At 66.8% G+C, this 22,617-nt stretch carries 20 protein-coding genes; all 20 read right to left on the bottom strand.

The features are described 5' to 3' along the window. Nucleotides 1-45 precede the first annotated feature (45 nt). A complete protein-coding gene (locus AC1PPK_RS12475; protein WP_481118131.1) occupies nt 46-792 on the bottom strand; it encodes an ABC transporter permease in 747 nt (248 codons plus the stop codon). Continuing rightward, on the bottom strand, nt 792-2,030 hold the full coding sequence (locus AC1PPK_RS12470) for an ABC transporter substrate-binding protein (RefSeq protein WP_481118130.1): 1,239 nt from the start codon (nt 2,028-2,030) through the stop codon (nt 792-794). Before AC1PPK_RS12470 ends, AC1PPK_RS12475 begins: the two co-directional genes overlap by 1 nt. 61 nt (nt 2,031-2,091) lie before the next feature. Further along, nucleotides 2,092-2,892 carry an ABC transporter ATP-binding protein gene (locus tag AC1PPK_RS12465; protein WP_481118129.1) on the bottom strand — a complete coding sequence of 267 codons (801 nt, stop codon included), beginning with the start codon at nt 2,890-2,892 and terminating at the stop codon, nt 2,092-2,094. Next, nucleotides 2,889-3,974: an acyl-CoA dehydrogenase family protein gene (locus AC1PPK_RS12460; protein ID WP_481118128.1), complete on the bottom strand. Its 1,086-nt coding sequence runs from the start codon at nt 3,972-3,974 to the stop codon at nt 2,889-2,891. The genes AC1PPK_RS12465 and AC1PPK_RS12460 overlap by 4 nt, the downstream gene beginning before the upstream one ends. Then, nucleotides 3,971-4,531, bottom strand: coding sequence for a carboxymuconolactone decarboxylase family protein (locus tag AC1PPK_RS12455; RefSeq protein ID WP_481118127.1), 561 nt, complete (start codon nt 4,529-4,531; stop codon nt 3,971-3,973). Before AC1PPK_RS12455 ends, AC1PPK_RS12460 begins: the two co-directional genes overlap by 4 nt. A 94-nt stretch (nt 4,532-4,625) precedes the next feature. Then, nucleotides 4,626-5,549, bottom strand: coding sequence for an AraC family transcriptional regulator (locus tag AC1PPK_RS12450; protein WP_481118126.1), 924 nt, complete (start codon nt 5,547-5,549; stop codon nt 4,626-4,628). Between the two features lie 78 nt (nt 5,550-5,627). Continuing rightward, the gene (locus AC1PPK_RS12445; RefSeq protein ID WP_481118125.1) at nt 5,628-6,098 is read right to left on the bottom strand and encodes a DUF6691 family protein; all 471 of its coding nucleotides are present in this window, start codon (nt 6,096-6,098) and stop codon (nt 5,628-5,630) included. Nucleotides 6,099-6,109: 11 nt separating this feature from the next. Beyond that, on the bottom strand, nt 6,110-6,562 hold the full coding sequence (locus AC1PPK_RS12440; protein ID WP_481118124.1) for a YeeE/YedE family protein: 453 nt from the start codon (nt 6,560-6,562) through the stop codon (nt 6,110-6,112). 145 nt (nt 6,563-6,707) lie between these two features. After that, nucleotides 6,708-7,967: an OmpP1/FadL family transporter gene (locus tag AC1PPK_RS12435; RefSeq protein ID WP_481118123.1), complete on the bottom strand. Its 1,260-nt coding sequence runs from the start codon at nt 7,965-7,967 to the stop codon at nt 6,708-6,710. A 49-nt stretch (nt 7,968-8,016) separates the two neighbouring features. After that, nucleotides 8,017-8,253, bottom strand: a complete 237-nt coding sequence (locus AC1PPK_RS12430; RefSeq protein WP_481118122.1) for a helix-turn-helix domain-containing protein — start codon at nt 8,251-8,253, stop codon at nt 8,017-8,019. Further along, entirely contained in the window at nt 8,241-9,200 is a 960-nt protein-coding gene (gene epsC / locus AC1PPK_RS12425) for a serine O-acetyltransferase EpsC (RefSeq protein ID WP_481118121.1), read from the bottom strand. The genes AC1PPK_RS12430 and epsC overlap by 13 nt, the downstream gene beginning before the upstream one ends. Nucleotides 9,201-9,214: 14 nt before the next feature. Continuing rightward, nucleotides 9,215-10,192 carry a cysteine synthase A gene (gene cysK / locus AC1PPK_RS12420; protein ID WP_481118120.1) on the bottom strand — a complete coding sequence of 326 codons (978 nt, stop codon included), beginning with the start codon at nt 10,190-10,192 and terminating at the stop codon, nt 9,215-9,217. 156 nt (nt 10,193-10,348) lie between these two features. Then, a complete protein-coding gene (locus AC1PPK_RS12415) occupies nt 10,349-11,035 on the bottom strand; it encodes an RBBP9/YdeN family alpha/beta hydrolase (RefSeq protein ID WP_481118119.1) in 687 nt (228 codons plus the stop codon). Nucleotides 11,036-11,151: 116 nt separating this feature from the next. Continuing rightward, a complete protein-coding gene (locus tag AC1PPK_RS12410; RefSeq protein ID WP_481118118.1) occupies nt 11,152-12,159 on the bottom strand; it encodes a sulfate ABC transporter substrate-binding protein in 1,008 nt (335 codons plus the stop codon). Between the two features lie 145 nt (nt 12,160-12,304). Continuing rightward, entirely contained in the window at nt 12,305-13,774 is a 1,470-nt protein-coding gene (locus AC1PPK_RS12405) for an MBL fold metallo-hydrolase (protein WP_481118117.1), read from the bottom strand. A 267-nt stretch (nt 13,775-14,041) separates the two neighbouring features. Then, nucleotides 14,042-14,452, bottom strand: coding sequence for a hypothetical protein (locus tag AC1PPK_RS12400; protein WP_481118116.1), 411 nt, complete (start codon nt 14,450-14,452; stop codon nt 14,042-14,044). A gap of 51 nt (nt 14,453-14,503) precedes the next feature. Next, nucleotides 14,504-15,640: a homoserine O-acetyltransferase MetX gene (gene metX / locus AC1PPK_RS12395; protein ID WP_481118115.1), complete on the bottom strand. Its 1,137-nt coding sequence runs from the start codon at nt 15,638-15,640 to the stop codon at nt 14,504-14,506. Then, on the bottom strand, nt 15,637-16,962 hold the full coding sequence (locus AC1PPK_RS12390; protein ID WP_481118114.1) for an O-acetylhomoserine aminocarboxypropyltransferase/cysteine synthase family protein: 1,326 nt from the start codon (nt 16,960-16,962) through the stop codon (nt 15,637-15,639). The genes metX and AC1PPK_RS12390 overlap by 4 nt, the downstream gene beginning before the upstream one ends. Nucleotides 16,963-17,019: 57 nt before the next feature. Continuing rightward, nucleotides 17,020-18,372 (bottom strand): phenylacetate--CoA ligase family protein, encoded by a 1,353-nt coding sequence (locus AC1PPK_RS12385; protein ID WP_481118113.1) that lies wholly within the window; start codon nt 18,370-18,372, stop codon nt 17,020-17,022. Between the two features lie 134 nt (nt 18,373-18,506). Further along, nucleotides 18,507-22,463 (bottom strand): Pls/PosA family non-ribosomal peptide synthetase, encoded by a 3,957-nt coding sequence (locus AC1PPK_RS12380; RefSeq protein ID WP_481118112.1) that lies wholly within the window; start codon nt 22,461-22,463, stop codon nt 18,507-18,509. Between the last annotated feature and the right edge of the window lie 154 nt (nt 22,464-22,617).

Here is a 22,617-nt window from a genome sequence, read left to right as displayed (position 1 = left end):
CAGTTCGCTTCCATGCACGCCTCCAACATGTGCGGAATCAGCCGCTCAGGCGTGCAGCCAGCGCCGGTGCAGGCTGCGGGCGGCGTGATCGAGCAGGTAGCCGAGGAAGCCGATCACCAGAATCGCCGCCATCAGATCCGAGTAGGCCAGGCGGTCGCGGGAATCGAGGATGAAGTAACCCAGCCCGGCCGACACGCCGAGCATCTCCGCCGGCACCAGCACGATCCAGATGATGCCGATGGCCAGCCGCACGCCGGTCAGGATGTGGGCGGTGATGCCCGGCAGGATCACCCGCAGGATCGTCTCGCTTCGCGTTGCCGACAGGCTGCGCGCCAGCAGCAACCAGTTGGGGTCGAGCTGGGCCACGCCCGAGGCGGTATTGAGCAGGATCGGCCACACCGCCGCAAAAGCCAGCAGGAAATACACCGGCGCATCGCCGACTCCCAGCACCATCACCGCCAGCGGCATCCACGACAGCGGCGAGATCATTCGCGCAAACTGGAACAGCGACGTGGTGGTGCGGGAGAACCACTTGGAGAGCCCGGTCAGCACGCCGAGCGGGATACCCAGCACCAGCGCAATGGCCAAGCCGATGCCGACCCGCTGCAGGCTGATGCCCACGTGGGTCCACAGGTCACGGCCCTGCAGCAGTTGCAGCAGCGCGTCGAAAGCCGGCACGGGCTCAAAGCTGGCCGCCACCGGCGTGTTAGCCGCCAGCCAGCCGGCGCCAACAGCCCACAACAGGGCAGCCGCCAGCAGGCCGGCGAGCGGAAGCAGGAGATTCGCCACCATCACACCGCCAGCACTTCCTTGCGCTGAAGGTCGGCCGGTAGCCCGAAGGCGGACGGTCCGCCGACGGCGGCGATGGCCTTGCGCACGAAGCGGTCGTCCACCAGATCACGGGCGGCGAAGCGCGGATCGAGCTTGGCCAGGAAGGCGTTGTCACCCTCCACCTTGGTCCTCTGCAGCACGCGCACCAGCTCCTCCGTATAGGACGGGAAGGGATAGGGCTGGAAGTCGATGCGTCGCTGGTACCAGCCCTTGTTGCGCGCCGCGCCGCTGGCCTCGTAGCTGGCGTAATCGGTGGTCGCCAGCACCTTGGCAAGCACCTGCGGGCTGTGCGGCGTGTAGCGGTTGTCGTCGGCGCTCGACAGCAGCTTGGCGGCGTCGAGCTGGTTCGTGCGGGTCCACAGCTGGGCCTTGACGATGGCGTTGGTAACGCGCTGGGCCCATTCCGGGCGCTCGGCGATGTCCCGCTCGGCGAGGAAGGTCACGCAGCAGGCGTGGTTCTTCCAGACGTCGCCGGACAGGCGCAGCACCTTACCGACGCCGGCGGTCTCGGCCAGTGCATTGAAAGGGTCGGCGACGATGAAGCCGGCGATGGACTTGCCGGCCAGCGCCGACACCATCTCGGCGGGCGGCAGCACGATGAGGTTCACCTCGTTGCGGGCCAGGCCGGCGTCCCGCGCCTTGGTTACCGGCACTAGGCCGTTGGCCTGCAGGATCTGCTGCAGCAGCACGTTGTGGATCGAGTACCAGAACGGGATCGCCACGGTCTTTCCGCCCAGCTCGGCCACGCTGTTGATGCCTTGCGCCACCGTCAGCGCGGAGCCATTCACGTGGTTCCAGGCTACCACCTTGGCCGGGAAGCGCGTGCCATAGCGCACCCACAGGGTCGCCGGCGACAGCAGGTGGATGACGTTCACCTGACCGGCGACGAAGGCCTCAACGATCTGCGCCCAGCTGCGGAACAGGCGCGGCTTTTCGACGCGCAGGCCTTCCGCCTCGAACAGCTTGCGGCCGTGGGCGACGAGCAGCGGCGTGGCGTCGGTGATCGGCAGGTAGCCGATCTTCACCGGCAGGTCGCTGCCGGCGCCCTGGGCCAGCGCATCGCCGGCGGACAGCAGCGGCGCCGCGACGCTGGCTGCGGTGAGCGCCGACAGGCGCAGGAAATCGCGGCGAGTCAGGCCGCAACCGCAATCCGGCGACTGGCAGATATGGATGGAACGGGAGTCGGGTCGGTAATCCATGAAGTCGGTCTCCGGTGCGAGTTCGATTGAATGCGGTTGAATGCGGGCTTGCGCTGCGGTCTTACTGGCTGCTGTGGCGTAGCGCCGCGAGGATAGCCAGGCGCAGCACGGAGACGGCCTCGGGGAAATCCTCCCGCGGGCGCGGGATGTCCACCACCCATTCCTGCACCAGCCGGCCCGGACGGCCTCCCATCAGCACGATGCGGTCGGCCACCAGGATGGCTTCGTCGATGTCGTGGGTGACCAGCAGCACCGCGGAATGCCAGCGGTGCACCACGTCCACCAGCAGCGCCTGCATCTCGGCGCGGGTGATCGCGTCCAGCGCCGAGAAAGGTTCGTCGGCGAACAGCAGTTCCGGCTGGCGCGCCAGCGCACGGGCCAGCGCCGCACGCTGGGCCATGCCGCCGGAGAGCTGGGACGGATAGGCCGCCTCGCGGCCGGCCAAGCCCACCGCATCGATGGCGGCGGCCACGCGCTCGGCCAGCTCGGCCTTGGCAGCTTTTGGCTGGTGCGCGAAATCGAGGCCGAAGCCGACGTTGCCGGCCAGGTTCAGCCACGGCAGCAGGCTCGGCTGCTGGAACACCAGCGCGCTGCGCGGATGGGGTTCGGCCAGCGCCTCGCCAAGGAAGCGCACCTCCCCCGCCGCCGGCTTTTCGAGGCCGGCCAGCACGCGAAGCAGCGTGGACTTGCCGCAGCCGCTGCTGCCCAGCAGCGCGACGATCTCGCGCCGGCGCACCGTCAGCGAGACGCCGTCGAAGATGGTGCCGATGCCCGCATGGGAATAGGAAAGGCCACGCCCCTCCAGCACCGCCGGCGCGCAGCCGGCTTTGGCGATCTCAGCTTCCGCCAGCGGGCTGTTCATGCGGCCCTCAGGGCAGCGTGGCGTTCCAGCTCGCCGTGCAGCTGGGTCAGGCTCGGCGTGACGACCGGCACGAAAGCGGCCTCCAGCCAGCGCCGGGCGAAGTCGCCGGTGGTCGCCAGCAGGTAGGCGCGGCCGCCGGTAGCGTCCAGTTCCAGATCGGCCGCCTCGCGGACGATGCCGGCCAGCCGGATGCGGATGCGGAACAGCGGCGCCGCCTGGGTGGCGAAGCTGCCGTCGGCGAGGCCACTGCGCAGCATCGCGATGGCATCCACCAGATCGGTTTCGATGCGGTCGATGCGTGCCTGCAGACCTGCCCGGGCCGCACTGCCGCTGGCCTTCGACGCCGCCAGGCTGGCCCGCGCGAGGCCGATGGACATGCCGCACTGCAGGCTCAGGAAGGCCGGCCGCACCCGCGGCAGGAAAGCGCGCGCGTCGGCGGCGATCAGTTCGCCGACCCCGAACGCCACGCCACGGATGTCGATGGCCGCGGTGTTGCTGCCGCGCAGGGCCAGCAGTTCCAGATCGTCGCTGCGCACCGCGCCGGGCGTGTCGTGGAACAGGGCCACCACCGCCGGCGGCTGGCCGTCGGTCCGCTCCACCGCCGCTGCCACCACGTAGCCGCTGCGGCGCAGGTTGGTGACCCACGGCAGGCGGCCGTCGAGCTGCCAGCCGTCAGCCACCGGCGTCGCCGCGACAGACAGGCTCTCGATGCCCGACAGGTACTTCATGGCATTGGACAGGCCGGTCGCGCCGGCCAGCTCACCGCTCAACAGCGCCGGCAGAACGCGCTCGCGCAGCGCCGCGTTGTCGCTGTCGAGCAGGTAGCCGATGAAGCAGCGCTGTCCCCAGAAGACGAAGGCGGCGGTCAGCGACCGTTCGGCGACGCGGGCGATGGCCTCGACGGCATCCCACGTGGCACCACCGCTACCGCCCAATTCAACCGGCACGCCGATACGGAAGAAACCGGCGGCGCCGAGCACCGGCACCACTTGGTCGGCGTGGCTGGCGTCCCGGTCGAGGGATGCCGCATGGGCGGCCACCCAGGCCAGCGCGTCACCCTGATTGCGGTTCGTCCGCGTCATGCTTCCAGCGCTCCCGGACGGTAAGCCTGCAGCTCGGGGTTGATGCCGGTGCCGGCCAGGTTGTTGGCGAAGTTGCACAGGGTCGCCAGGCTGACGCCGAGGATCACCTCCAGCACCTGCTGCTCGCCGAAGCCGACGGCCAGGAAGTCGGCCAGCTCGCCCTTGCCCACGTTGCCTCGGGTCAGGATCACCGCGCGGGTAAAGGCCACCAGCGCGTCGAAACGGGCGTTGCCGGTGCTCGCCCGCTCCTGCAGCGCACGCACCAGATCCCGCTCGAGACCGGCCTTCTTGAGGGCGATGGCGGTGTGCCCGGCGACGCAGAAGTCGCAGCCGTGCACGCTGGCGGCGGTGATCTGCACCACTTCCCGCTCGGCCAAGCTGAGGCTGGCGCGGGCGTTGATGCCAGACACAGTCAGGTAGGTTTCGAGGGCCGCTGGCGCATTGGCCAGCACGCCGATCAGGTTAGGCAGGAAGCCGTTGTTGGTGATCACCGTGTCGATGAAGGCGCGGCTGCCCTCCGGTGCAGTGGCAGGGGTATGGACGGTCAGGCGGGTCATGAAAATCTCCACAGCATGGTTCGTGATGGGGCCATTCTCCCGATCGGGCGGGCCACCCTCTATGCACGAACGTCGCGGCTTTTTGCTCTTTCGTCTAACGGTGGGCGTGCGGCAGCGAATTGCGGCGGGCACGCTGGAAAGCCCCCGGCTGCTCGCCGATCACTTTCTTGAAGGCACGCGTGAAGGCCGCCTGGGAGTAATAGCCGACGTGCTCGGCCGCGCGCAGCACGCTGTCGCCGCCCTGCAGCCGACGCGCGGCGATCTTCATGCGCACCTGCAGCAGGAACTGGGCCGGCGGCTGGCCGCTGGCCTCGACGAAATGGCGGCAGAAGCTGGCCCGCGACATGCGCGCCACGCGGGCCATGTCCTCGATGGACCAGGGCTTGCCGGGCTCGCGCAGCAGGTCGTCAAGCAGCGGCGCAAACTCCGGCCGGCGCGCCACCGCCAGCAGGCCGGCGGCCACGTCGTCGCGGCGCGCCACCTCGCGGATCACGTAGAAGAACAGCAGCTCGGTGAGCCGCTCGATCAAGGGCGACGGTGCCCCCTCGCCCCGCTCCGCCTCGGCGAGGATCAGGTCGAACAGCGGCGCCACCGCCTTCAGCGCGGCGGAATCGGCACGGATCAGCACATAGTCGGGAAAGGCGCCGCGGAATAGCTCGCCGAGCAGGCCGCGGAACTGGAAGAAACCGCAGGCCAGCCCGCAGGCACCGGCCAGTGGCGGCGTCATCGGCCGCATGTCGCGGGCCTGGAAGGCCGGCCCCGCGTCGGGCTCGGGCGTCAGACAATGGGAAATGTCGCGCAGCAGGAAGACGCCTTCCCGCTCGCCAAGAATGATCGGCGCCTGGCCGTCGAGGTGCAGGTAGGACTGGCCGCGCAGCACAAGATGAAAGCTGGCCTTCTCCCGGCCGGCTGTAGACGCCCGCCACGGCCCGCAATACTGGCCCACGTGGAAGACCGTGGTGTCCAGTTCGAGCCCACTGACCAGCCAGTGCGCAAGACGATCGGTTTCGGTGTTCATGGGTTCGTGATCCGGCTTGAGGTGGCTCCAAGTGTTGCTAAGGCCAGCCGGAAAACGAACCAATTAAAAGTGCTTTGCTTATCGCCGCGGGCCGGAATGAGGGACGATCCACAAGCCCACCAGCATCCCGATCACCAGCGCCAGCGCTGACGAAGAACCGAAGCCCAGGGACACCACGGCCGGCCCCGGACAGTAGCCGGCTAGGCCCCAACCGGTGCCGAACAACGCACTGCCGACAATCAGGTGGGCGTCGATGGCCCGCTTTGGCGGCAGGCACACCGGCAGCCCGGACAAGGTGGCCCCACGGCGGGCGACGAGCATCACGCCAACCCGCGCAGCAGCGATACCGCCGACCATCACCAAGGCCAGCGACGGATCCCAGGCACCGAAGATGTCCAGAAAGCCCAGCACCTTGGCCGGATCGGTCATGCCGGACAGCAGCAGACCGATACCGAACAAGAGGCCGGACGCCAGCGCGCCAATCAGCCCTAGCGCACGGGTGCCCGCCGTAGCCGGCGCTGCCACTACAAGCGAGGCACGTTCATTCATCTGCGAAACACTCATGCTGCCGCTCCCACCAGACCATGGCGCAACACGAAAACCACCACGATTGCCGTGCCCATGAAGACCGCCACGGCCGCCAGCGAACGCAGCGACAGACGCGCAAGGCCACATACCCCATGACCGCTGGTGCAGCCGTTGGCAAGGCGGGTGCCAGCCCCAACCAGCAGGCCCGCCAGCATCAGGAAGCGTGCATCCGGCGCATCCACCACAGCCGACGGGACGCCGATGCCGGGGGCAAAGACGTGCAGCACCAGCGGCGCCAGCAACAAGCCCACCAAAAAAACGAAACGCCAGGCTCGATCGCCTGGCGCCCGCAACAAACCGGCCAGAATGCCGCTGATTCCAGCAATCCGACCATTGACCAGCAACAAAGCGGTGGCGGCCAGCCCGATCAGGACCCCGCCTCCGAGTGCAGAGCACGGCGTGAAGGCCTGCCAGGCAATACTCATTGGATACCTTTCCTACATTGGGGCATGCAACCCGCTTTCTTGTTGAGCCGATGACATGCCCCAGTGAGGGTGACTGCTCTCACCCATAACGCGTGCATTGATCGATGATCCGACAAACCCGAAGGAAACGCCGGCCTCGCCGACCTCAAAGCGCCCAGGAATAGCCAACCGTCAGCACGTCCTGGCTCATGCGCAGATCTGCCTCCCCACCGCCGAAGCTGGCTGGAATGGAGCCCGAGCCGGACACCGTGGTCTTGGGCACTCGGGTGTAAGCCACGCTCCACTCGCCACCGGGCGTGCTCTTGAAGCTGGCGCCGAGGCTGTAGTGATTACGCACCACGCCGGGGGCGAGGATGTTAACAAACGTCCGCTTGTTCGGCACCGCCTGCTGGTTGCGGCTAACGCCCGCTCGCAGGGTCAGGCGATCGTCCGCCTTGTAGATCGCACCGAGCTTCACGGTGGACACGTCCCGCCAGCCGAAGCCGGCACCATTGTCGGCACCCAGCTGGCCACCACTGAACAGCACCGATAGCGGGTTGCCCACCGCCTTCACGCTGCTGTACTCGATGCGCTGCCAGTCCGCCGCCAGCGTTAGCGCAGGCAAGGCCTGCCAGGCCACACCCACGCCATAGTTGGCCGGCACGTCGAAACTGCCGCCTCCCTCGAACAGCCCCTTGTAACGGCCGAGCTCGCCCGTTTCAATGCGCGACGACCAGTTCGCCCCGAGCTTGACGGTCGGCAGCACCTCGCCGATCCAGCCCAATTTGATGCCGACGCCGGTGGCGCTGTCATGGCCACGATCGGTCACTGACCCCGGGTTGGACGAGATCACCGGATTGTCGAATGCCCCCAGCCCGCGGGCAGCAAAACGCTGGTAGGCAAAAGTCACCGCGGCGCCAATCGAATGACTGGGCGTCAGCCTGTAGGCAAGGGAGGGGGTAATGAACAGCTGGGACAAGTCGACACCGGCGCGGCCGCTGGAACCGAAGGCACCGAAGGGATTGCGACCGTAGTCGGTATTCATGCCGCCATTGCCATACACCGCCACGCCCCAGCCCAGGTTGGGCGACAACTGACGGGTGTAGCCGAATTCGGGAATCAGGAAGTTGCTGTTGTCGTTGCCGCTGAAATCACCGTTGGCACCGTATCCATTACCGCGGATGGACGCACCGCGATCGGGACGGAACAGGGACACGCCAAGGTCAAGGCGGTCGCCAACCAGCGCCGTGCCCGCCGGGTTGGCCGCGGCGGCAAGGCCGTCCTGCGGCAAGGCGATGGAAACACCGGCGACACCCTGGGCGCGCACGCCGTAACCATGAGAGAAATAGCCGTTGGTGGCTGACGCGGCAAAAGGCCACGCCGCAGCCACCAGGCTGGCAGCCAGAAGAGTCTTGCGCAAGTTCATGAGTTTGTTCTTCTGTAGAGATGGCTGGCGATCCACCTGCCCCTGGGGTTCAGGGGCGGCGGATTTCAGCCTTTTCGGAATGCTCGATCAGCGTCGAGGCGCTGATGCCGAAGGCGAAAGCCACCTTGAGCACTGTCGCCAAGGACGGTACTGCGTTGCCCCGCTCGACTTCGCCGGCGTAGGAACGGCTGAGGCCGGCCCGGTCGGCAAAGACCTCCTGGGACCAGCCCCGCGCCTCCCGCAACTGGCGGACGGCCAGTCCGAAGCGGCGATTCAGCGCGGCCATGGGGCGGGCCGCTCCTGGCCGGCGAGCGCATGCTGCAGACCGGCCTGGGTGATATGGCTGCCCGGCGGTACGCTGTGGGTCAGCCATACGTTGCCGCCGATGCTGGAGCCCTCACCGATGGTGATGCGGCCGAGGATCGTCGCTCCGGCGTAGATCACCACATCGTCCTCGATGACCGGATGGCGCGGCATCCCCTTCTCGAGGCTGCCGTCGGCCCCCACCGGAAAACGCTTGGCGCCGAGGGTCACGGCCTGGTACAGGCGGACGCGGTTGCCGATCACCGCCGTCTCGCCGATCACCACGCCAGTGCCGTGATCGATGAAGAAGCTGTGGCCGATCGCGGCGCCCGGGTGGATGTCGATGCCGGTGGCCGAGTGAGCCAGCTCGGCAACGATGCGCGCGATCAGCGGGACGCCGAGGCGGTACAGGCGATGGGCGATGCGGTGATGGATGACTGCCAGGATGCCCGGGTAGCACAACACCACTTCGTCCACGCTGCGGGCCGCCGGATCGCCGAGGAAGGCGGCCTCCACGTCGGTGTCGAGCAGGGCCCGGGTGGACGGCAGCGTCGCTGCGAACTCGCGGACCGCCTGGATGGCCTGACGGCGGATCGTCTGCTCGTCCACATCCCCATGGCGGGCCTGATAGGCCAGTTCGAGACGAACCTGTTCGAGCAGCCCGTTCAGCGCCGCGTCCAGCGTATGGCCGACGTAGAAGTCCTCGCTCTCCTGGCGCAGGTCGGCCGGGCCGAGGCGCATCGGAAAGAGCGCCCCGCACAGCTGCCCGACCACCACGGCCAGTGCATCCCGCGACGGGAACTCGCGGCCGCCCGCCTCGCGGCTACGACCCTGGGCCTCGCGCCAGCGGTCGCGCACGGCCCGTAGGCCACCGACCACCGCGCCCAGGTCCCAGTGTTCGGCCGCCACGGATTCGTCGTAAGTGCTCACGGGCTCGCGCAAATTCATGCCGGCAGGCCTGCAGCGTCGAAGACGCCTTCGAACAGCACCGAACTCAGGTAACGCTCGCCCGAATCGGGCAGGATCACGACGATGGTCTTGCCCTCGTTCTCCGGCAGCTTGGCCAGGCGCACCGCCGCGGCAACGGCAGCACCGCTGGAAATACCGGACAGGATGCCCTCCTCGCGGGCCAGGCGGCGAGCGTAGTCCACCGCCTCTTCGTTGCTGACCTGTTCCACCGCATCCACCAGCGACAGGTCGAGCACGCCCGGCACAAAGCCGGCGCCGATGCCCTGGATCTTGTGCGGGCCGGGCTTGAGCGGCTCGCCGGCACGGGCCTGGGTCAGGATCGGGCTGGCCGACGGCTCGACGGCCACCGACTGGATGGCCTTGCCACGGCCCTGCTTGATATAGCGGCTGACGCCGGTGATGGTGCCGCCGGTACCGACGCCGGACACGAAAATGTCCACCGCGCCGTCGGTGTCGTCCCAGATCTCGGGGCCTGTGGTGCTTTCATGGATGGCCGGATTGGCAGGGTTCTTGAACTGCTGCAGCAGCACGTACTTGTCCGGATCGGAGGCTGCGATCTCCTCGGCCTTGGCCACCGCCCCGCTCATACCCTTGGCGCCCTCGGTCAGCACCAGCTTGGCCCCGTAGGCGGTGAGCAGCTTGCGGCGCTCGATGCTCATGGTCTCGGGCATGGTCAGCGTCAGCGGAATACCTTTGGCGGCGGCGACGAAGGCCAGCGCGATGCCGGTGTTGCCGCTGGTCGGCTCGACCAGTTCCTTGCCGGGGCCGAGCAGGCCGCGCTTCTCGGCATCCGCCACCAGCGCCGCGCCGATGCGGCACTTCACCGAATAAGCCGGGTTGCGCCCCTCGATCTTGGCCAGCACTGTGGCAGGAGCGCCGTCAGTGATGCGGTTGAGCTTGATCAGCGGGGTGTGGCCGATGGACTGGGCGTTGTCCGCGTACCATTTCGACATGGGAAATCTCCTTGGATCAATCGGTTTGAATAGGTGAATGTCTTTGCTGCATTGCGAAGCACACTACGCCCACCGACTTGGGCAGCGAACCAACAATAATTCAGTAGGTTTGCAACCCAAATCGAATAAGCATTTCATCGTTGTGACTATATGTATTCAGTGGGACAACTCTGTGAACACGTCCCAGTTGAAGCGCGTGCGATGGCGCAGACGAGCCAGCGCACCACGCTTGCCACGGTTGGTGACCTTTCCATCGTCGATGCTGCCGAGCGGCAGGCCGGTATAGGAATCGCGCAGCGCATTGAGCAGCACCAGGCCCTGCGGCCATGGGCCATGCCCCGATTCGATGTTGATGTGCCCGGCCAGGCCCACATCGATGAACAGGCTGCCCCAGCTGTCCGCCCAGTGGGCCGTCTGCTCGATACTGGCCCAGGGGTCGTTGCTGCTCGCCACGACCATGCTCGGCACGCCGATCGGCGAAGCCGGGATCCACTCGGCCAGCCCGCTCCTACAGGTGATGTCGCGCGGATCGCGCAGGCCGAAGGCGGTGAAGCGGTCGGGGTCCGGCGGCGCAACCAGCAACAGGCCGGCGACCCGCTCCGGGCGATCCGCCGCCGCCACGACGGAAGCCAGGCAGCCGTAACTGTGGGCGACCAGCCACACCACGCCGGCGGCCTCGTCGATCTCGCGCCGTACTTCGGTGGCCCAGCGGGCCAGCACGGGGACATCCCAGTCGATGTGGCGCACCCGGCGCACATCGGGCAGTTGTTCTTCAAGCCAGGTCTGCCAGTGGCCAGGGCCGCTGTTGTTGAGTCCGGGAACGATCAGGGTGGTTTGCAGCACGCGAACGCTCCTGCAAAAGGCGGCCTTGCGGCGCCTCGATGAAAAAAACGCCAGGCTTTGGGGGCCTGGCGTGGTTCTGGTATCGTCCGGCCCGAGGGCCGGAACGCCCTCGCCTCTTACTTGATGCTGATCTGGTCGAACACACCGCCGTCGGCGAAATGGGTCTTCTGGGCCTTGGTCCAGCCGCCGAAGACTTCGTCGATCTTGAACAGCTTGACCGGCGCGAACTGCTTGGCGTACTTCGCGGCCACCTTGGCATCGGTCGGGCGGTAGTAGTTCTTGCCGGCGATGTCCTGGCCTTCCGGCGAGTACAGGTACTTCAGGTACTCCTCGGCGACCTTGCGGGTGCCGCGCTTGTCGACGACCTTGTCGACCACGGAGACCGGCGGTTCAGCCAGGATGGAGATGGACGGGGTAACGATGTCGAACTTGTCCGGACCGAGCTCCTTGACGGCCAGGTAGGCTTCGTTTTCCCAGGCGATCAGCACGTCGCCGATACCGCGCTCGGCAAAGGTGGTGGTCGCGCCACGGGCACCGGAGTCCAGCACCTTCACATTGCCATAGATCTTCTTCACGAAGTCCTTGGCGGTAGCGTCGGTGCCGCCCGGCTGCTTGAGGGCGTAGCCCCAGGCGGCCAGGTAGTTCCAGCGGGCGCCGCCGGAGGTCTTCGGGTTCGGGGTGATCACCTCGACGCCGGGCTTGGCCAGGTCGTTCCAGTCCTTGATCTTCTTCGGGTTGCCCTTGCGGACCAGGAAGACGATGGTGGAGGTATAGGGCGACGCATTGTGCGGCAGGCGCTTCTGCCAGTCGGCCGGCACCAGCTTGCCGTTGTCGTGGAGGGCGTCGATGTCGGCGGCCAGGGCCAGAGTCACCACGTCGGCTTCGAGGCCGTCGATCACCGACCGTGCCTGCTTGCCGGAGCCGCCGTGGGATGCCTTGACGGTCACGTCTTCCTTGGTCTTGGCCTTCCAGTACTTGGCAAAGGCAGCGTTGTAATCCTGGTAGAGCTCACGGGTCGGGTCATAGGAAACGTTCAGCAGCGTGACGTCGGCGTGAGCCAGGCTGGAAAGGCCGAGAACGAGGGCAAGAGACAACAGCGAGCGGCGGGCAATGCGCGATTTCATTGGGCTTCCTATTAACTAACGATGAGTGAAACCGAGTCTAGAGACGAAGATTCGAATGGCGAACCAAGAAAAATTCGTTTGCTTATTCCTGCTGCAGTGAATTCCTAATCAGGGATTCACCGCAGCAGGAATCGACGAACCGGGCTCAGCGGGACGCGCTGGCCTGGCCGATGGCGGTGCGCAGATCGTTCAGCGTGACGACGCGCGGGCCGTGCAGCGCGGCGATCTGCTCCACGTCCAGGCCGAGCTTGCGGATGTTGTCGTAGAGGTTCACCGAGTACGGGTTGGGGCTGGTCGGCGGCGGCACGTTGGCGGCCGTCGGCGTGTAGGCGTCGGCCTCGATGAGGATCCTCTCAGCGGGCAGGTAGATCAGCGCGAAGGCGTCGCTGTGGCCGCTGCCGGCGATGCTGTGGATCTCGATGCGACGCTTGCCGTCGGTCAGCACGCGCTTGCCTTCCACCGCAGCGAACTGGGCGTTCTTGCGGGACCTGGCCAGACTGTCCGGGTTGATGCTGCGCTGCGCCCCCCAGATCTTGCGGTAGTAGGTCACGTTGGCTGCCGGCGTGACGATGGTGGCGCCTTCATTGACGAAGGTGCGCAGGCCGCCCGAATGGTCGAAGTGGGCGTGGGTGTTGACCAGGAACTTGATCGGCTTGCCGGGGATGGCCTCCTTGACCTTGGCGATCACCGCCTGGGAGCGCTCCTCGTTCAGCGGAGCCTCGACCACTACCACGTGATCCTTCTGCTCGATGGCCACGCTGTGGTGAGTACCGCCGGTCAGGTACAGCACGCCTTCGGCGAGCTTGGTCACCGTCACCGTCGGCGTGGCGGGCTTGGCGCTTGCCACCTCGGCCGGCACCGGCAAGTCGACGGCCGGGTTGGCCTTCACGTCGCTGATCTGCAGGTCGAGCACCGGATAGCCGCCCTGCACGCGCTCGATCTGGGACGGGAAATACAGGTTGCCGAAGTTGCGGTAACCGAAGAAACGGGTCTCGACGAGGGTGTCGCCGAGCACAGGACTGTCGATCCAGGTGCGCACCTTCACGACCTGGTTGGCGGCGTTGATGATGCCGACGAAGCGGTAATGGCCGTCGACGGTGAAGCTCACCTCGGCCTCGCCGGCCTTGACCACGCTTCTGGAGTTGTTGGCCTGCGCCGCGCGCAGGAAACCCTGCGGCGTGGACCAGATCTCGGCCAGCCGCTCGGCAAGCGCGGTCGGCTGTGGCGTCGGCGCCGGATTGGCAGCGTTGCCGGTGGGCAGGTTCCAGGCAAGGGCGCCGCTGACGTACTGGTCGACCTTCTGCTCGACGGGGGCCGGGCGCAGGCGGCCCGGCTCGATGGTCTGGCTGCGGGTGATCTGCACCCGCGCGCTGGCGCTGTCGTAGTTGAAGTCGGCGGCGTAACGGCTGATGTCGAAACGCGGCCAGGCCAGCGTGGGATTCGGCGCCTGGCCGAACTGAAACCACTGGCCCGTTCCGGTCAGGGACAGGGAATGGGTGTCCGCCGCACTCAGGGCCTTGACGGCCCCTTCCAGGCTTTGTGCCGCCGCCGGCATGCTGGCGGCGAGAGACAGGGCGGCGGTGACACCGATGACGGGAAGTACGACCTTGCGCATGAAACCCCCTGAACATGGGCCCGCGGGCGGGCCTTATCGAGTGAATGATGTTCAGGCTTCGGCAAGAAGCATACCCAGGCTCGGCCCGCACCCGCGAGAGGCCCGGCGGAGCTCTGTTTCTTCAGGGGTTTTCGGCACATTCTGCAAGCTATGCGCAAGCTTTGGCGAAAAGGACTACGGGCTGCCGGATGTTTCGCATCCAGCAGCCCGTGGTGGAATTACAGCAGGCGATGGGGAATTCCGGGCAGTGGCGCCGGAAACCGCAAATCAGATCTCGAACCAGCCCGGCAAGGCACGGCGGTAGCGGCGGACCTCGACGAGGGTCGTCGGCACCAGGTCGGTGACGATCTGCCACAGGTGTTCGCGGCCCTGTCGCGGCGAACCGACTGCAGCGATGTTGAGGGTCTCCCAGGCATGCCAATCGACGTGCTCCATCTCATCTTTATCTACTTCCGGCATGTCACGGGCGCTGACGCGCATCACCTCCAGGCACTCGACGATCTTCTCGTGCAGGGACGGCGAGGCAAACAGGGACTCCCGGTCCCGCCCGGCGGCGCAGCGGATGATCGCCACGCCGGCATCATGCAGGTTTCCGAGCAGCGCGCTACGCAACACGGCATTGCCAACCTGGAGGGGCGTTGCCGCGCTAGCGCGGCGGGGAACGGGAGAATTGCTCATGTCGATCTTTCCAGTGATACAGCCGGACCAGCCGGGGCCCGCATTTTCGTCCTAATGTATGTACGAAATATGACTCGGCAGGCGGCTGTTCGTAAGCAAAGATTGCACTTCGCCGGAGTGAAATTCGGCCAGGAAGCGCCGGATCGCCGGCTCGAAGCGCCCGGCATCGATCAGAAAGCCGTCGTGGCCATGCTCGGAATCGATGGCGATCAGGCTGGCACGCGCCAGCTGACTGACCAGCGCGAGCTGATCCTCCGGCACGTACAGCGCATCCGACGGCACCGAGCCGACCAGCACCGGTTGACGGATCTGCTCCAGCGCCAACCGGCAGCCACCCCGTCCGCGCCCGATGTCGTGGGTGTCCATTGCGTCGAGGAGCACCCGGTAGCTGTGCGCGTCGAAGCGGCGGGTCAGGCTGTCGCCGTGATGGCGCACCCAGCCCTGCACGGCCAACGCATCCGGATCGGTGGCGCGTGCACCGAAGATCTCCTCGGCGTCGCTGCGCCCGAAGCGCCGGCCCAGCGACGCCGGGCTGCGGTAGCCGACCATCGCCATCGCCCGTGCCGCGACGAGGCCCGCCAGCGGTGGATCGGACGGATCGTAGTGGCCGTCGCGGTACTTCGGATCGGCCGCCAGCGCCAGGCGCTGGGCTTCGCTCCACGCCACGCACCAAGGCGAATGGGCCGCCGAAGCGGCGATCGTCACCACTGCGCCAACCCGCTGCGGATCGAGCAGCGCCCACTCCAGCGCCTGCAGGCCGCCCATCGAGCCGCCGATCACGAAACGGATTCGGCGGATGCCAAGGGCGTCGGCCAACGCGATCTGCGCGCGCACCTGGTCACGGATGGTCAGGCGCGGGAAGCGCGCACCCCACGGCCGCCCGTCCGGTGCTGGCGTGGTCGGCCCAGTGCTACCGTAGCAACCGCCTAACACGTTGCTGCAGACGATGAACTGGGAGCTCGAATCGAGCGCCCGACCCTTGCCGAACAGCGGCGCCCACCACTCGTCGGCGTCCGCCGAACCGGTCAGCGCGTGGCAGACGATGACCGCATTGTCGGCCCGCGCCGACAGCTGGCCCCAGGTCCGGAAGGCGAGCTGTGCACCGGGCAGGCTTTCCCCCGACTCCAGCGCGAAGTCGCCCCCCATCTGGAACAATCGGGTCTGGTCGGACAGGCGCACAGCGCTCATGCCGCCGCTTCCAGCCCGGCCCGGCGCAGCGCATGGTCGAAGTCGGCCTTGATGTCCTCGATGTGCTCGATGCCCACCGACACGCGAACCAGGTCCGGCCGTACGCCGGCGCTCTTCTGCTCGGCTTCCGACAGCTGCTGGTGGGTGGTGGACGCCGGGTGAATCACCAGCGTCTTGGCATCGCCAACGTTGGCCAGGTGACTGGCCAGCTCCACGTTGTCGATGAAGGTCCGCGCCGCGTTGGCGCCGCCCTTGATACCGAAGTTGAGCACCGCACCGAAACCGTTGCGCAGGTACTTTTTGGCCAGCTCGTGGTAGGGGCTGTCTTCCAGGCCGTTGTATTCGACCCACGCTACCTGCGGATGGGCCTTCAGCCAGTGGGCCAGCTCAAGGGTGTTTTCCAGATGGCGCTGCACGCGCAGGGACAGGGTCTCGACACCCTGCAGCAGCTGGAAGGCGTTGAACGGCGACAGGCTCGGGCCGATGTCGCGCAGGCCTTCGACACGGGCACGGATGGCGAAGGCGATGTTGCCGAAGGGGCCGCCGCTGCCGAAGACTTCCCAGAAATTGAGGCCGTGGTAGCCCGGCGCCGGCTCGGTGAACAGCGGGAACTTGCCATTGCCCCAGTCGAACTTGCCGGAATCGACGATCACCCCGCCGATGGACGTGCCATGGCCACCGATCCACTTGGTGGCCGACTCGACGACGATGTCCGCACCGTGGTCGATCGGCCGGGCAATGTAGCCGCCGGCGCCGAAGGTGTTGTCGACGATCAGCGGGATGCCGGCCTCGTGGGCGATCTGCGCCAGCGCCTCGAAATCCGGGATGTTGAAGCGCGGGTTGCCGATGGTCTCCACGTACAAGGCCTTGGTGTTAGCGTCGATGGCACGACGGAAATCCTCGGGGTCGTCGCCCTCGACAAACTTCACGTCGATGCCGAGGCGCGGCAGCGTGACCTTGAACTGGTTGTAGGTGCCGCCATACACGTAGCTGGTGGACACGATGTTGTCGCCGGCCTGGGCGATGGTGGTGATGGCCAGGAACTGGGCGGCCTGACCGGAACTAGTGGCCACCGCCGCAACGCCCCCTTCCAGCGCGGCGATGCGCTGTTCGAAGACGTCGGTGGTGGGGTTCATGATGCGGGTGTAGATGTTGCCGAACTCCTTCAGCGCGAACAGGCGCGCGCCGTGGTCGGCGTCGTCGAAGGTGTAGGACGTGGTCTGGTAGATCGGCACGGCGCGGGCGTTGGTACCCGGCGCCGGCTGCTGGCCGGCGTGCACCTGCAGGGTTTCGAAGCGGTAGGCAGCTTTACGGTCGGTCATGGAAGCGCTCCTTGGTCAGTCTGTATCGGTCTGTTGTTGTTTCGCATGCCGGCCTGCTCAGGCCCACACCCCGCTGCGGCGGTCCTCGACGCGCTTGGCCTTGTGGGTGGCACGGGGCAAGGTGTCGGGCGGCAGGATGTTCACCACCGCGCTGACGCCGGTGATCGACTTGAGCTGGCGTGCGAAGTGGTGGGCCAGTTCCTCGTTGCTGCCAGTGAATGCGGCGCTGCGCTCCAGTTCCACGGTGAGCCGGTCCAGGTGGTTCTCCCGCTCGACGATCAGCCGGTATTCGCCAGTCAGGTTGTGATCGCGGCGGGCGATGGCCTCCACGTCGCTTGGGAAAAGATTGGCGCCCTTGATGATCAGCATGTCGTCCAAGCGCCCATGCACGCCCTGCAAGCGGATCGACGTACGGCCGCAACCGCAGGGCTCGGACGTGAAGGACACGATGTCGCCGGTGCGGAAGCGGATCATCGGGCGGGCGCTCTTCTTCAGCGTGGTCAGCACCAGTTCGCCGCGGCCGCCCTCTTCCACCGGCTCGTTGCTCTCCGGGTGCAGCACCTCGACGAGGATGTGGTCCTCCGCCCAGTGCAACCCATCCTTCTCCTCACACATGCCCGCGCAGGAGCCGAAGATGTCCGACAGCCCGTAGTAGTCATAGACCGAGGCCCCCCACAGGTCCTCGATGCGCTGGCGGGTTTCCGGGATCGAGCCGCCGGGCTCGCCGGCCACGAAGATGCGCTGTACGGCGAGGTCCTTGCGCAGGTCGATGCCTTCCTTAATCGCCGTCTCGCCCAGGTACCAGGCGTAGGACGGTGTGGTCCAGATGGCCGTCACCTGGAACTGGCGCAGGATGGCCAGCAGGCGCTCGGACGGCACGGTGCCGGCGTGGATCGACAGGGCGCCGAGCTTCTGCGCGCCGAGCACGCAGGGACCACCGACAAACAGGGAGAAGTTCAGGGAGTGAGCGTAGCGGTCTTCCGGACGCAGCCCGGATGACCAGAACTGGCGCGCCTCGTAGTCGATCCACGCGTCGAAGTCGGTGGCGCTGAAGGGCGACGCCGTCGGTACACCGGTCGAACCGCTCGACGCGGAGATGTAGACGATATCCCGCTCCGGCACCGCCACCAGGTCACCGAAGGGCGGCAGCGCCAGCTGGCGTTCCCGCAGGGTCTGCTTGTTGATGAAGGGGAAGCGGCGGATGTCATCGAGGCTGCGCACCTCTTCCGGGTGTACGCCGACCGCGTCGAAGCTGGCCCGGTAGAACGGGGAATTGTAATAGGCGTGGTGCAGGTGCTTCTGCAGCAGCTGCAGCTTCAGCGCATCCCAGTCGGCGCGGGACTGGGTTTCGAGGGCTTCGTCCCAGTAGGGGCGATGGGACGGGGCAGAGACGGCAGAGGGGCGGGACATGATGCGGACCAACGAAATACGCGAAGGCCCGACTCTAGTCCCGCCCCTCCGGGTGCCCAACCAAGCAATTCTTCTGAGCTTTGCAGCTTCATGCCGAATAGCTTTTCAGGTGCAGTACCGAAATCGCCCGGTTTTCAGCCCTGCCAGGGCTGGGCCGGCGAACCACTCCAGGCCGTCTGGGCCGGCAGGCTCTCGCCCTTCATGACCAGGGTCAGCGGCCCTAGGCGCACGCCGTCACCGATCCGCGTGTCGTAGAGCACGGTACCGCGCACGCCGACCGTCACCTGCGCGCCGATGTCGATGCGGCCGATCTTCATGATGCGGTCCTCGAACAAATGGGTCTGCGGCCCCGACCAGGCGTTCAGCTCCGCCTGATCGCCGATCGTCACGCAGTCGAACTCGGTGATGTCGGTGGTATCCATATAGACGCCGCGCCCCGTGTGCACGCCGATCAGGCGCAGGACCACCGGCAGCATCGGCGTGCCGCGCAGGTATTCGAGGAAATTGGGCACGGCGATGGATTCATAGACGCTGGTGACCGCCTCGCTGACCCACACGAAGGGCGTCCACATGGGTATCGCCCGCGGCCGGTAACGGCCGATCAGCAGCCACTTGAGCACCACGACCAGCAGGAAACCGCCGATGCCGTAGCAGATGCCCGCCAGCGTCAGCTGCCAGGACAGCTTGAACCAGTTCTCGTCGGCGGCAGCCGGCATGGCGGCCAGCACGATCACGTAGCCAACGCCGATGATCAGCGACAAGGGGATCAGGATGCGCGCGGCCTCGACGATGCCGCGGCCGATACGCCGCCAGATGGACGGACGGAAGGTCAGCGAATCCGGAAAGCCCATCACCTCCTCGCGGGACGGCAGCTCCAGCGCCGGCGAGCCAAGCCAGGTCTGGCCGGAGGCCATCCTTTCCGTAGCGGGCGCCTTCGACTGTACGCCGAGCAGCACGCCGGGCGGCAACGTGGTGCCGTCGGGCACGTAGGCGCCATTGCCGACGAAGCTGCGCTGGCCGATCACCGTGTTGTCCACCGACATCCAGCCGGCGTCGATCTTCTCGTCGCCAAGCATCACCGCATCGGCGATAAAGGCCTCGTCGCCAAGGGTCAGCATGTCCGGCACGATGCCCATCGCGGTGGAGATTTCCGCGTCTCGGCCGATCTTGGCACCGAGCAGGCGATACCACACCGGCGCGTAGATCGTCGCATACACACCATGCAGCACGTTGAGGCTGGCCACCTGAATCTGGTTGGCCAGCCACTTGCGGCAATACACATTGCTGTGCACCGGCCAGGTGCCCGGCAGCAGGCGCGGCAGCACCAGCCAGCGGATGGCGGCGGCGATCAATGCGGTGCCGATGACCAGCACGCTGCTGGCCGGCAGCGCCAGCACCGCATACCGCATGACCGCCCACAGATAGCTGTGGGCACCGGCGGCCGACGGATCGAAGGCGCCATCATCGAGCGCATCGATCAGCACGAAAGTCGGGAAGATCGGCAGGAAGAACAGCAAAGCGGTCAGCGCAGCCCCCAGGCCGAAGAAAACCGCCTCCAGCTTCCGGCGCAAGGCACTGACCGGGGGCCGAACCAGCCTTTCCTTATCCGTCAGGTGGCGCACGTAACGGGCCGGCGAACCGTCCCAGACTTCCCGCTCGCCGATCCGTCCCCCCCGCGGCAAGGCCGCCAGGCCTTCGATGCGGCCATGGGGCGCGATCGCCGTATCGTCCTCCAGCACCACGTAGGAGCCGACATTGCTCTCCGCCCCGATGTCGATGGCACCGACGATCAGCTCCCCGCCCTCCACGCGTACGTTCTCCAGGTTGACCTGCGAGCCGATGCTGGCGCCATCCCCGATGGACAGCAACCACGGCTGGCGAATCGTCACCGAGCCGATCACCACGTCCTCGCCGATACGCGCGCCCAGGGCCCGCAGATAGCCGCAATACAGGGAAGAGCCGGACAGCAGATAGGCTGGCGCGGTCTGCTGCAGACGGTCGGCCAGCCACCAGCGGAAATAGGTCGCACCCCACAGCGGATAGCGCCCCGGACGGATACCGACCAGCAGGATCCGGCTACCGATCACCGCCACACCGAAGGTGACGAGATAAGTACCGAGGAACACCAGCATCGACGCCCCCATCGCACGCCACACGCTGTCCCCCGGATCACCGGTGAAAAAGTGGTAGGTGAAGAACGGCGCCAGCCAGTTGAGGATGTGCAAGCCGATCATGAACGGCAGCGTCACCGCCTGTGCGAGACCGCAGAGGAAGCGCCGCAGCGGCGGCACCTGTACGAAGGGGCGCGAGGTGACCGCCGAGTGGCGGCGGGCGCCCTCCTCCATCGCCGCCGCGATATCCTCGACACGGCGCTGGCAATACACGTCGCGCACCGTCATGCCGGCGAAACGTGGATCCGTTCGCAGCAAAGAAACCAGGCGCGCAGCAAGCAGGGAGTGACCGCCGAGGTCGTTGAAGAAGTCGCTGCCTCGGCGGATCGAGAGCCCCGGGAAGAAACGGGCCAGACCCGCGAACAGCGCAACTTCCGCCTCGGTGACCGGCTCGTCCGACTCGGCAACCGTAGTTGGTGCACTCATCGGCATCGCGCGCAGGGCCTTGCGGTCGATCTTGCCCGAGGTCAGGCGCGGGATCGTCTCGATCAGCTCGAAGTGGCTTGGCACCATGTAGGACGGCAGGGTCTCGCGCAGATGAGCGCGCAAGCCGGCCACGTCCAGCCGCCCGCTTTCCGCCGCCATGATGTAGGCGACCAGTTGTTCGAGTTCGCCGACCGGCTTGAGCACCACCGCTGCGGTCGCATTGACGAGCCGACGGGTCAGCGCCGCCTCGATCTCGCCCAGCTCGACGCGGAAACCACGCACCTTGACCTGGTCGTCGGCCCGCCCCAGGCACTCGACCCGGCCCTCCCCGTCGATACGGGCCAGGTCACCGGTGCGGTACAGGCTCGCCTCATGGGAATGTTCCGCCCACGGATTGGAGCGGAATTTCTCGCTGGTCAGCTCGGGCCTGCCCAGATAGCCGGCGGCAACCCCCGGTCCGAAGATGCACAGCTCGCCGGTTTCCCCGGCAGGCAGCAGCTTCATGTCGGCATCGACGACGAGCAGGCCGTAGTTGGGCAGCGGGCGACCGATGGTCACCGCCTCGCCCGGCGTCAGCGCAGTGATGCTGGCCGAGACTGTGGCCTCCGTCGGGCCATAGGTGTTGAAAACCTGCCGCGACGGCGTCGCCCAGCGGTCGGCCACAGACTGCGGGCAGGCCTCACCACCCAGGTTGATGAGCCGCAGGCCGGGCACATCGGTCGCGAAAAGCGCCAGCAGCGTCGGCACCGCGTGCAGCACGGTGATGCCGTGCTCCTGCAGCGCCTTGGGCAAGGCATCCGGATCGGCAGTGATCTCCTGCGGCGCGATCCACAGGCTGGCGCCGACCAAATAGGCGATCCAGATCTCTTCGAAGGACATGTCGAAGGCGACCGAGAAACCCTGGTAGATCCGGTCGTCACCGCGAATGCCGAGCACCTCGTTCTCGCTGCGCAGGAAATGGCAGATCGCCCGCTGGCTGATCGGTACGCCCTTCGGGACGCCCGTGGAACCCGAGGTGTAGATCACATAGGCTGGATCGTCCGGGCTCGCACCGCTTCGGCGACGCAGGGGCGGCACGGCATCGCGCAACAGTTCCGTCTGCGACCACACCGGACATTCGATTGCGGGGCGCTCCCGCTGCGTGATCAGCCCGGCCCCCTGCGCATCCTTCAGGCACACCGCAACGCGTTCAGCCGGCGCATCCGCGTCGAAGGGCAGCCAGGCGGCGCCGGTCTTGGCGATGGCCAACTGGGCCACCAGCAAGTCAATGCCTCTGGGTAGCCACAGGCCAACGATGTCGCCGGGCGTCACACCCGCCTCGATAAGGTGATGCGCCATCAGATCCGCCCGCTCGTCGAGCATGCGGTAGGACAGACGCTCAGTCCCCCAGATCAGGGCCGGGCGTTCGGGATGGCAACGCGCAGTCGCCTCGAAAAGGTCCGCCAGGGTTTCTTCAGCAAGAAAATCCGGTCGGAGGGGGCCTTTGACAATCATTGGAGATCAACAGAGTCGGTGATTGCCGGGCCACGTTCCGCAAGATGTACGTGGCGACACGCAGCAGAAGCACTCAGGCTCCAACTGCGGCAGGGAATCACAGGATGTGGATGCGGCGGGCGGCGGGCCGGAAAAATCGACAGGAGCTTATAGC

Source organism: Zoogloea sp. JDB1 (assembly GCF_056724025.1).
This window is presented reverse-complemented; position numbering and strand designations above follow the sequence as displayed.

Excerpts from the sequence above, each read along its gene's own strand:
- AC1PPK_RS12450 (WP_481118126.1), bottom strand. The coding sequence starts at position 5,549 with ATGAACACCGAAACCGATCGTCTTGCGCACTGGCTGGTCAGTGGGCTC.
- AC1PPK_RS12475 (WP_481118131.1), bottom strand. The coding sequence starts at position 792 with ATGGTGGCGAATCTCCTGCTTCCGCTCGCCGGCCTGCTGGCGGCTGCC.
- AC1PPK_RS12445 (WP_481118125.1), bottom strand. The coding sequence starts at position 6,098 with ATGAATGAACGTGCCTCGCTTGTAGTGGCAGCGCCGGCTACGGCGGGC.
- metX (WP_481118115.1), bottom strand. The coding sequence starts at position 15,640 with ATGAGCGCTGTGCGCCTGTCCGACCAGACCCGATTGTTCCAGATGGGG.
- AC1PPK_RS12465 (WP_481118129.1), bottom strand. The coding sequence starts at position 2,892 with ATGAACAGCCCGCTGGCGGAAGCTGAGATCGCCAAAGCCGGCTGCGCG.
- AC1PPK_RS12455 (WP_481118127.1), bottom strand. The coding sequence starts at position 4,531 with ATGACCCGCCTGACCGTCCATACCCCTGCCACTGCACCGGAGGGCAGC.
- AC1PPK_RS12380 (WP_481118112.1), bottom strand. The coding sequence starts at position 22,463 with ATGATTGTCAAAGGCCCCCTCCGACCGGATTTTCTTGCTGAAGAAACC.
- AC1PPK_RS12410 (WP_481118118.1), bottom strand. The coding sequence starts at position 12,159 with ATGAAATCGCGCATTGCCCGCCGCTCGCTGTTGTCTCTTGCCCTCGTT.
- AC1PPK_RS12390 (WP_481118114.1), bottom strand. The coding sequence starts at position 16,962 with ATGACCGACCGTAAAGCTGCCTACCGCTTCGAAACCCTGCAGGTGCAC.
- AC1PPK_RS12460 (WP_481118128.1), bottom strand. The coding sequence starts at position 3,974 with ATGACGCGGACGAACCGCAATCAGGGTGACGCGCTGGCCTGGGTGGCC.
- AC1PPK_RS12405 (WP_481118117.1), bottom strand. The coding sequence starts at position 13,774 with ATGCGCAAGGTCGTACTTCCCGTCATCGGTGTCACCGCCGCCCTGTCT.
- AC1PPK_RS12435 (WP_481118123.1), bottom strand. The coding sequence starts at position 7,967 with ATGAACTTGCGCAAGACTCTTCTGGCTGCCAGCCTGGTGGCTGCGGCG.
- AC1PPK_RS12400 (WP_481118116.1), bottom strand. The coding sequence starts at position 14,452 with ATGAGCAATTCTCCCGTTCCCCGCCGCGCTAGCGCGGCAACGCCCCTC.
- AC1PPK_RS12440 (WP_481118124.1), bottom strand. The coding sequence starts at position 6,562 with ATGAGTATTGCCTGGCAGGCCTTCACGCCGTGCTCTGCACTCGGAGGC.
- AC1PPK_RS12385 (WP_481118113.1), bottom strand. The coding sequence starts at position 18,372 with ATGTCCCGCCCCTCTGCCGTCTCTGCCCCGTCCCATCGCCCCTACTGG.
- cysK (WP_481118120.1), bottom strand. The coding sequence starts at position 10,192 with ATGTCGAAATGGTACGCGGACAACGCCCAGTCCATCGGCCACACCCCG.
- AC1PPK_RS12430 (WP_481118122.1), bottom strand. The coding sequence starts at position 8,253 with ATGGCCGCGCTGAATCGCCGCTTCGGACTGGCCGTCCGCCAGTTGCGG.
- AC1PPK_RS12470 (WP_481118130.1), bottom strand. The coding sequence starts at position 2,030 with ATGGATTACCGACCCGACTCCCGTTCCATCCATATCTGCCAGTCGCCG.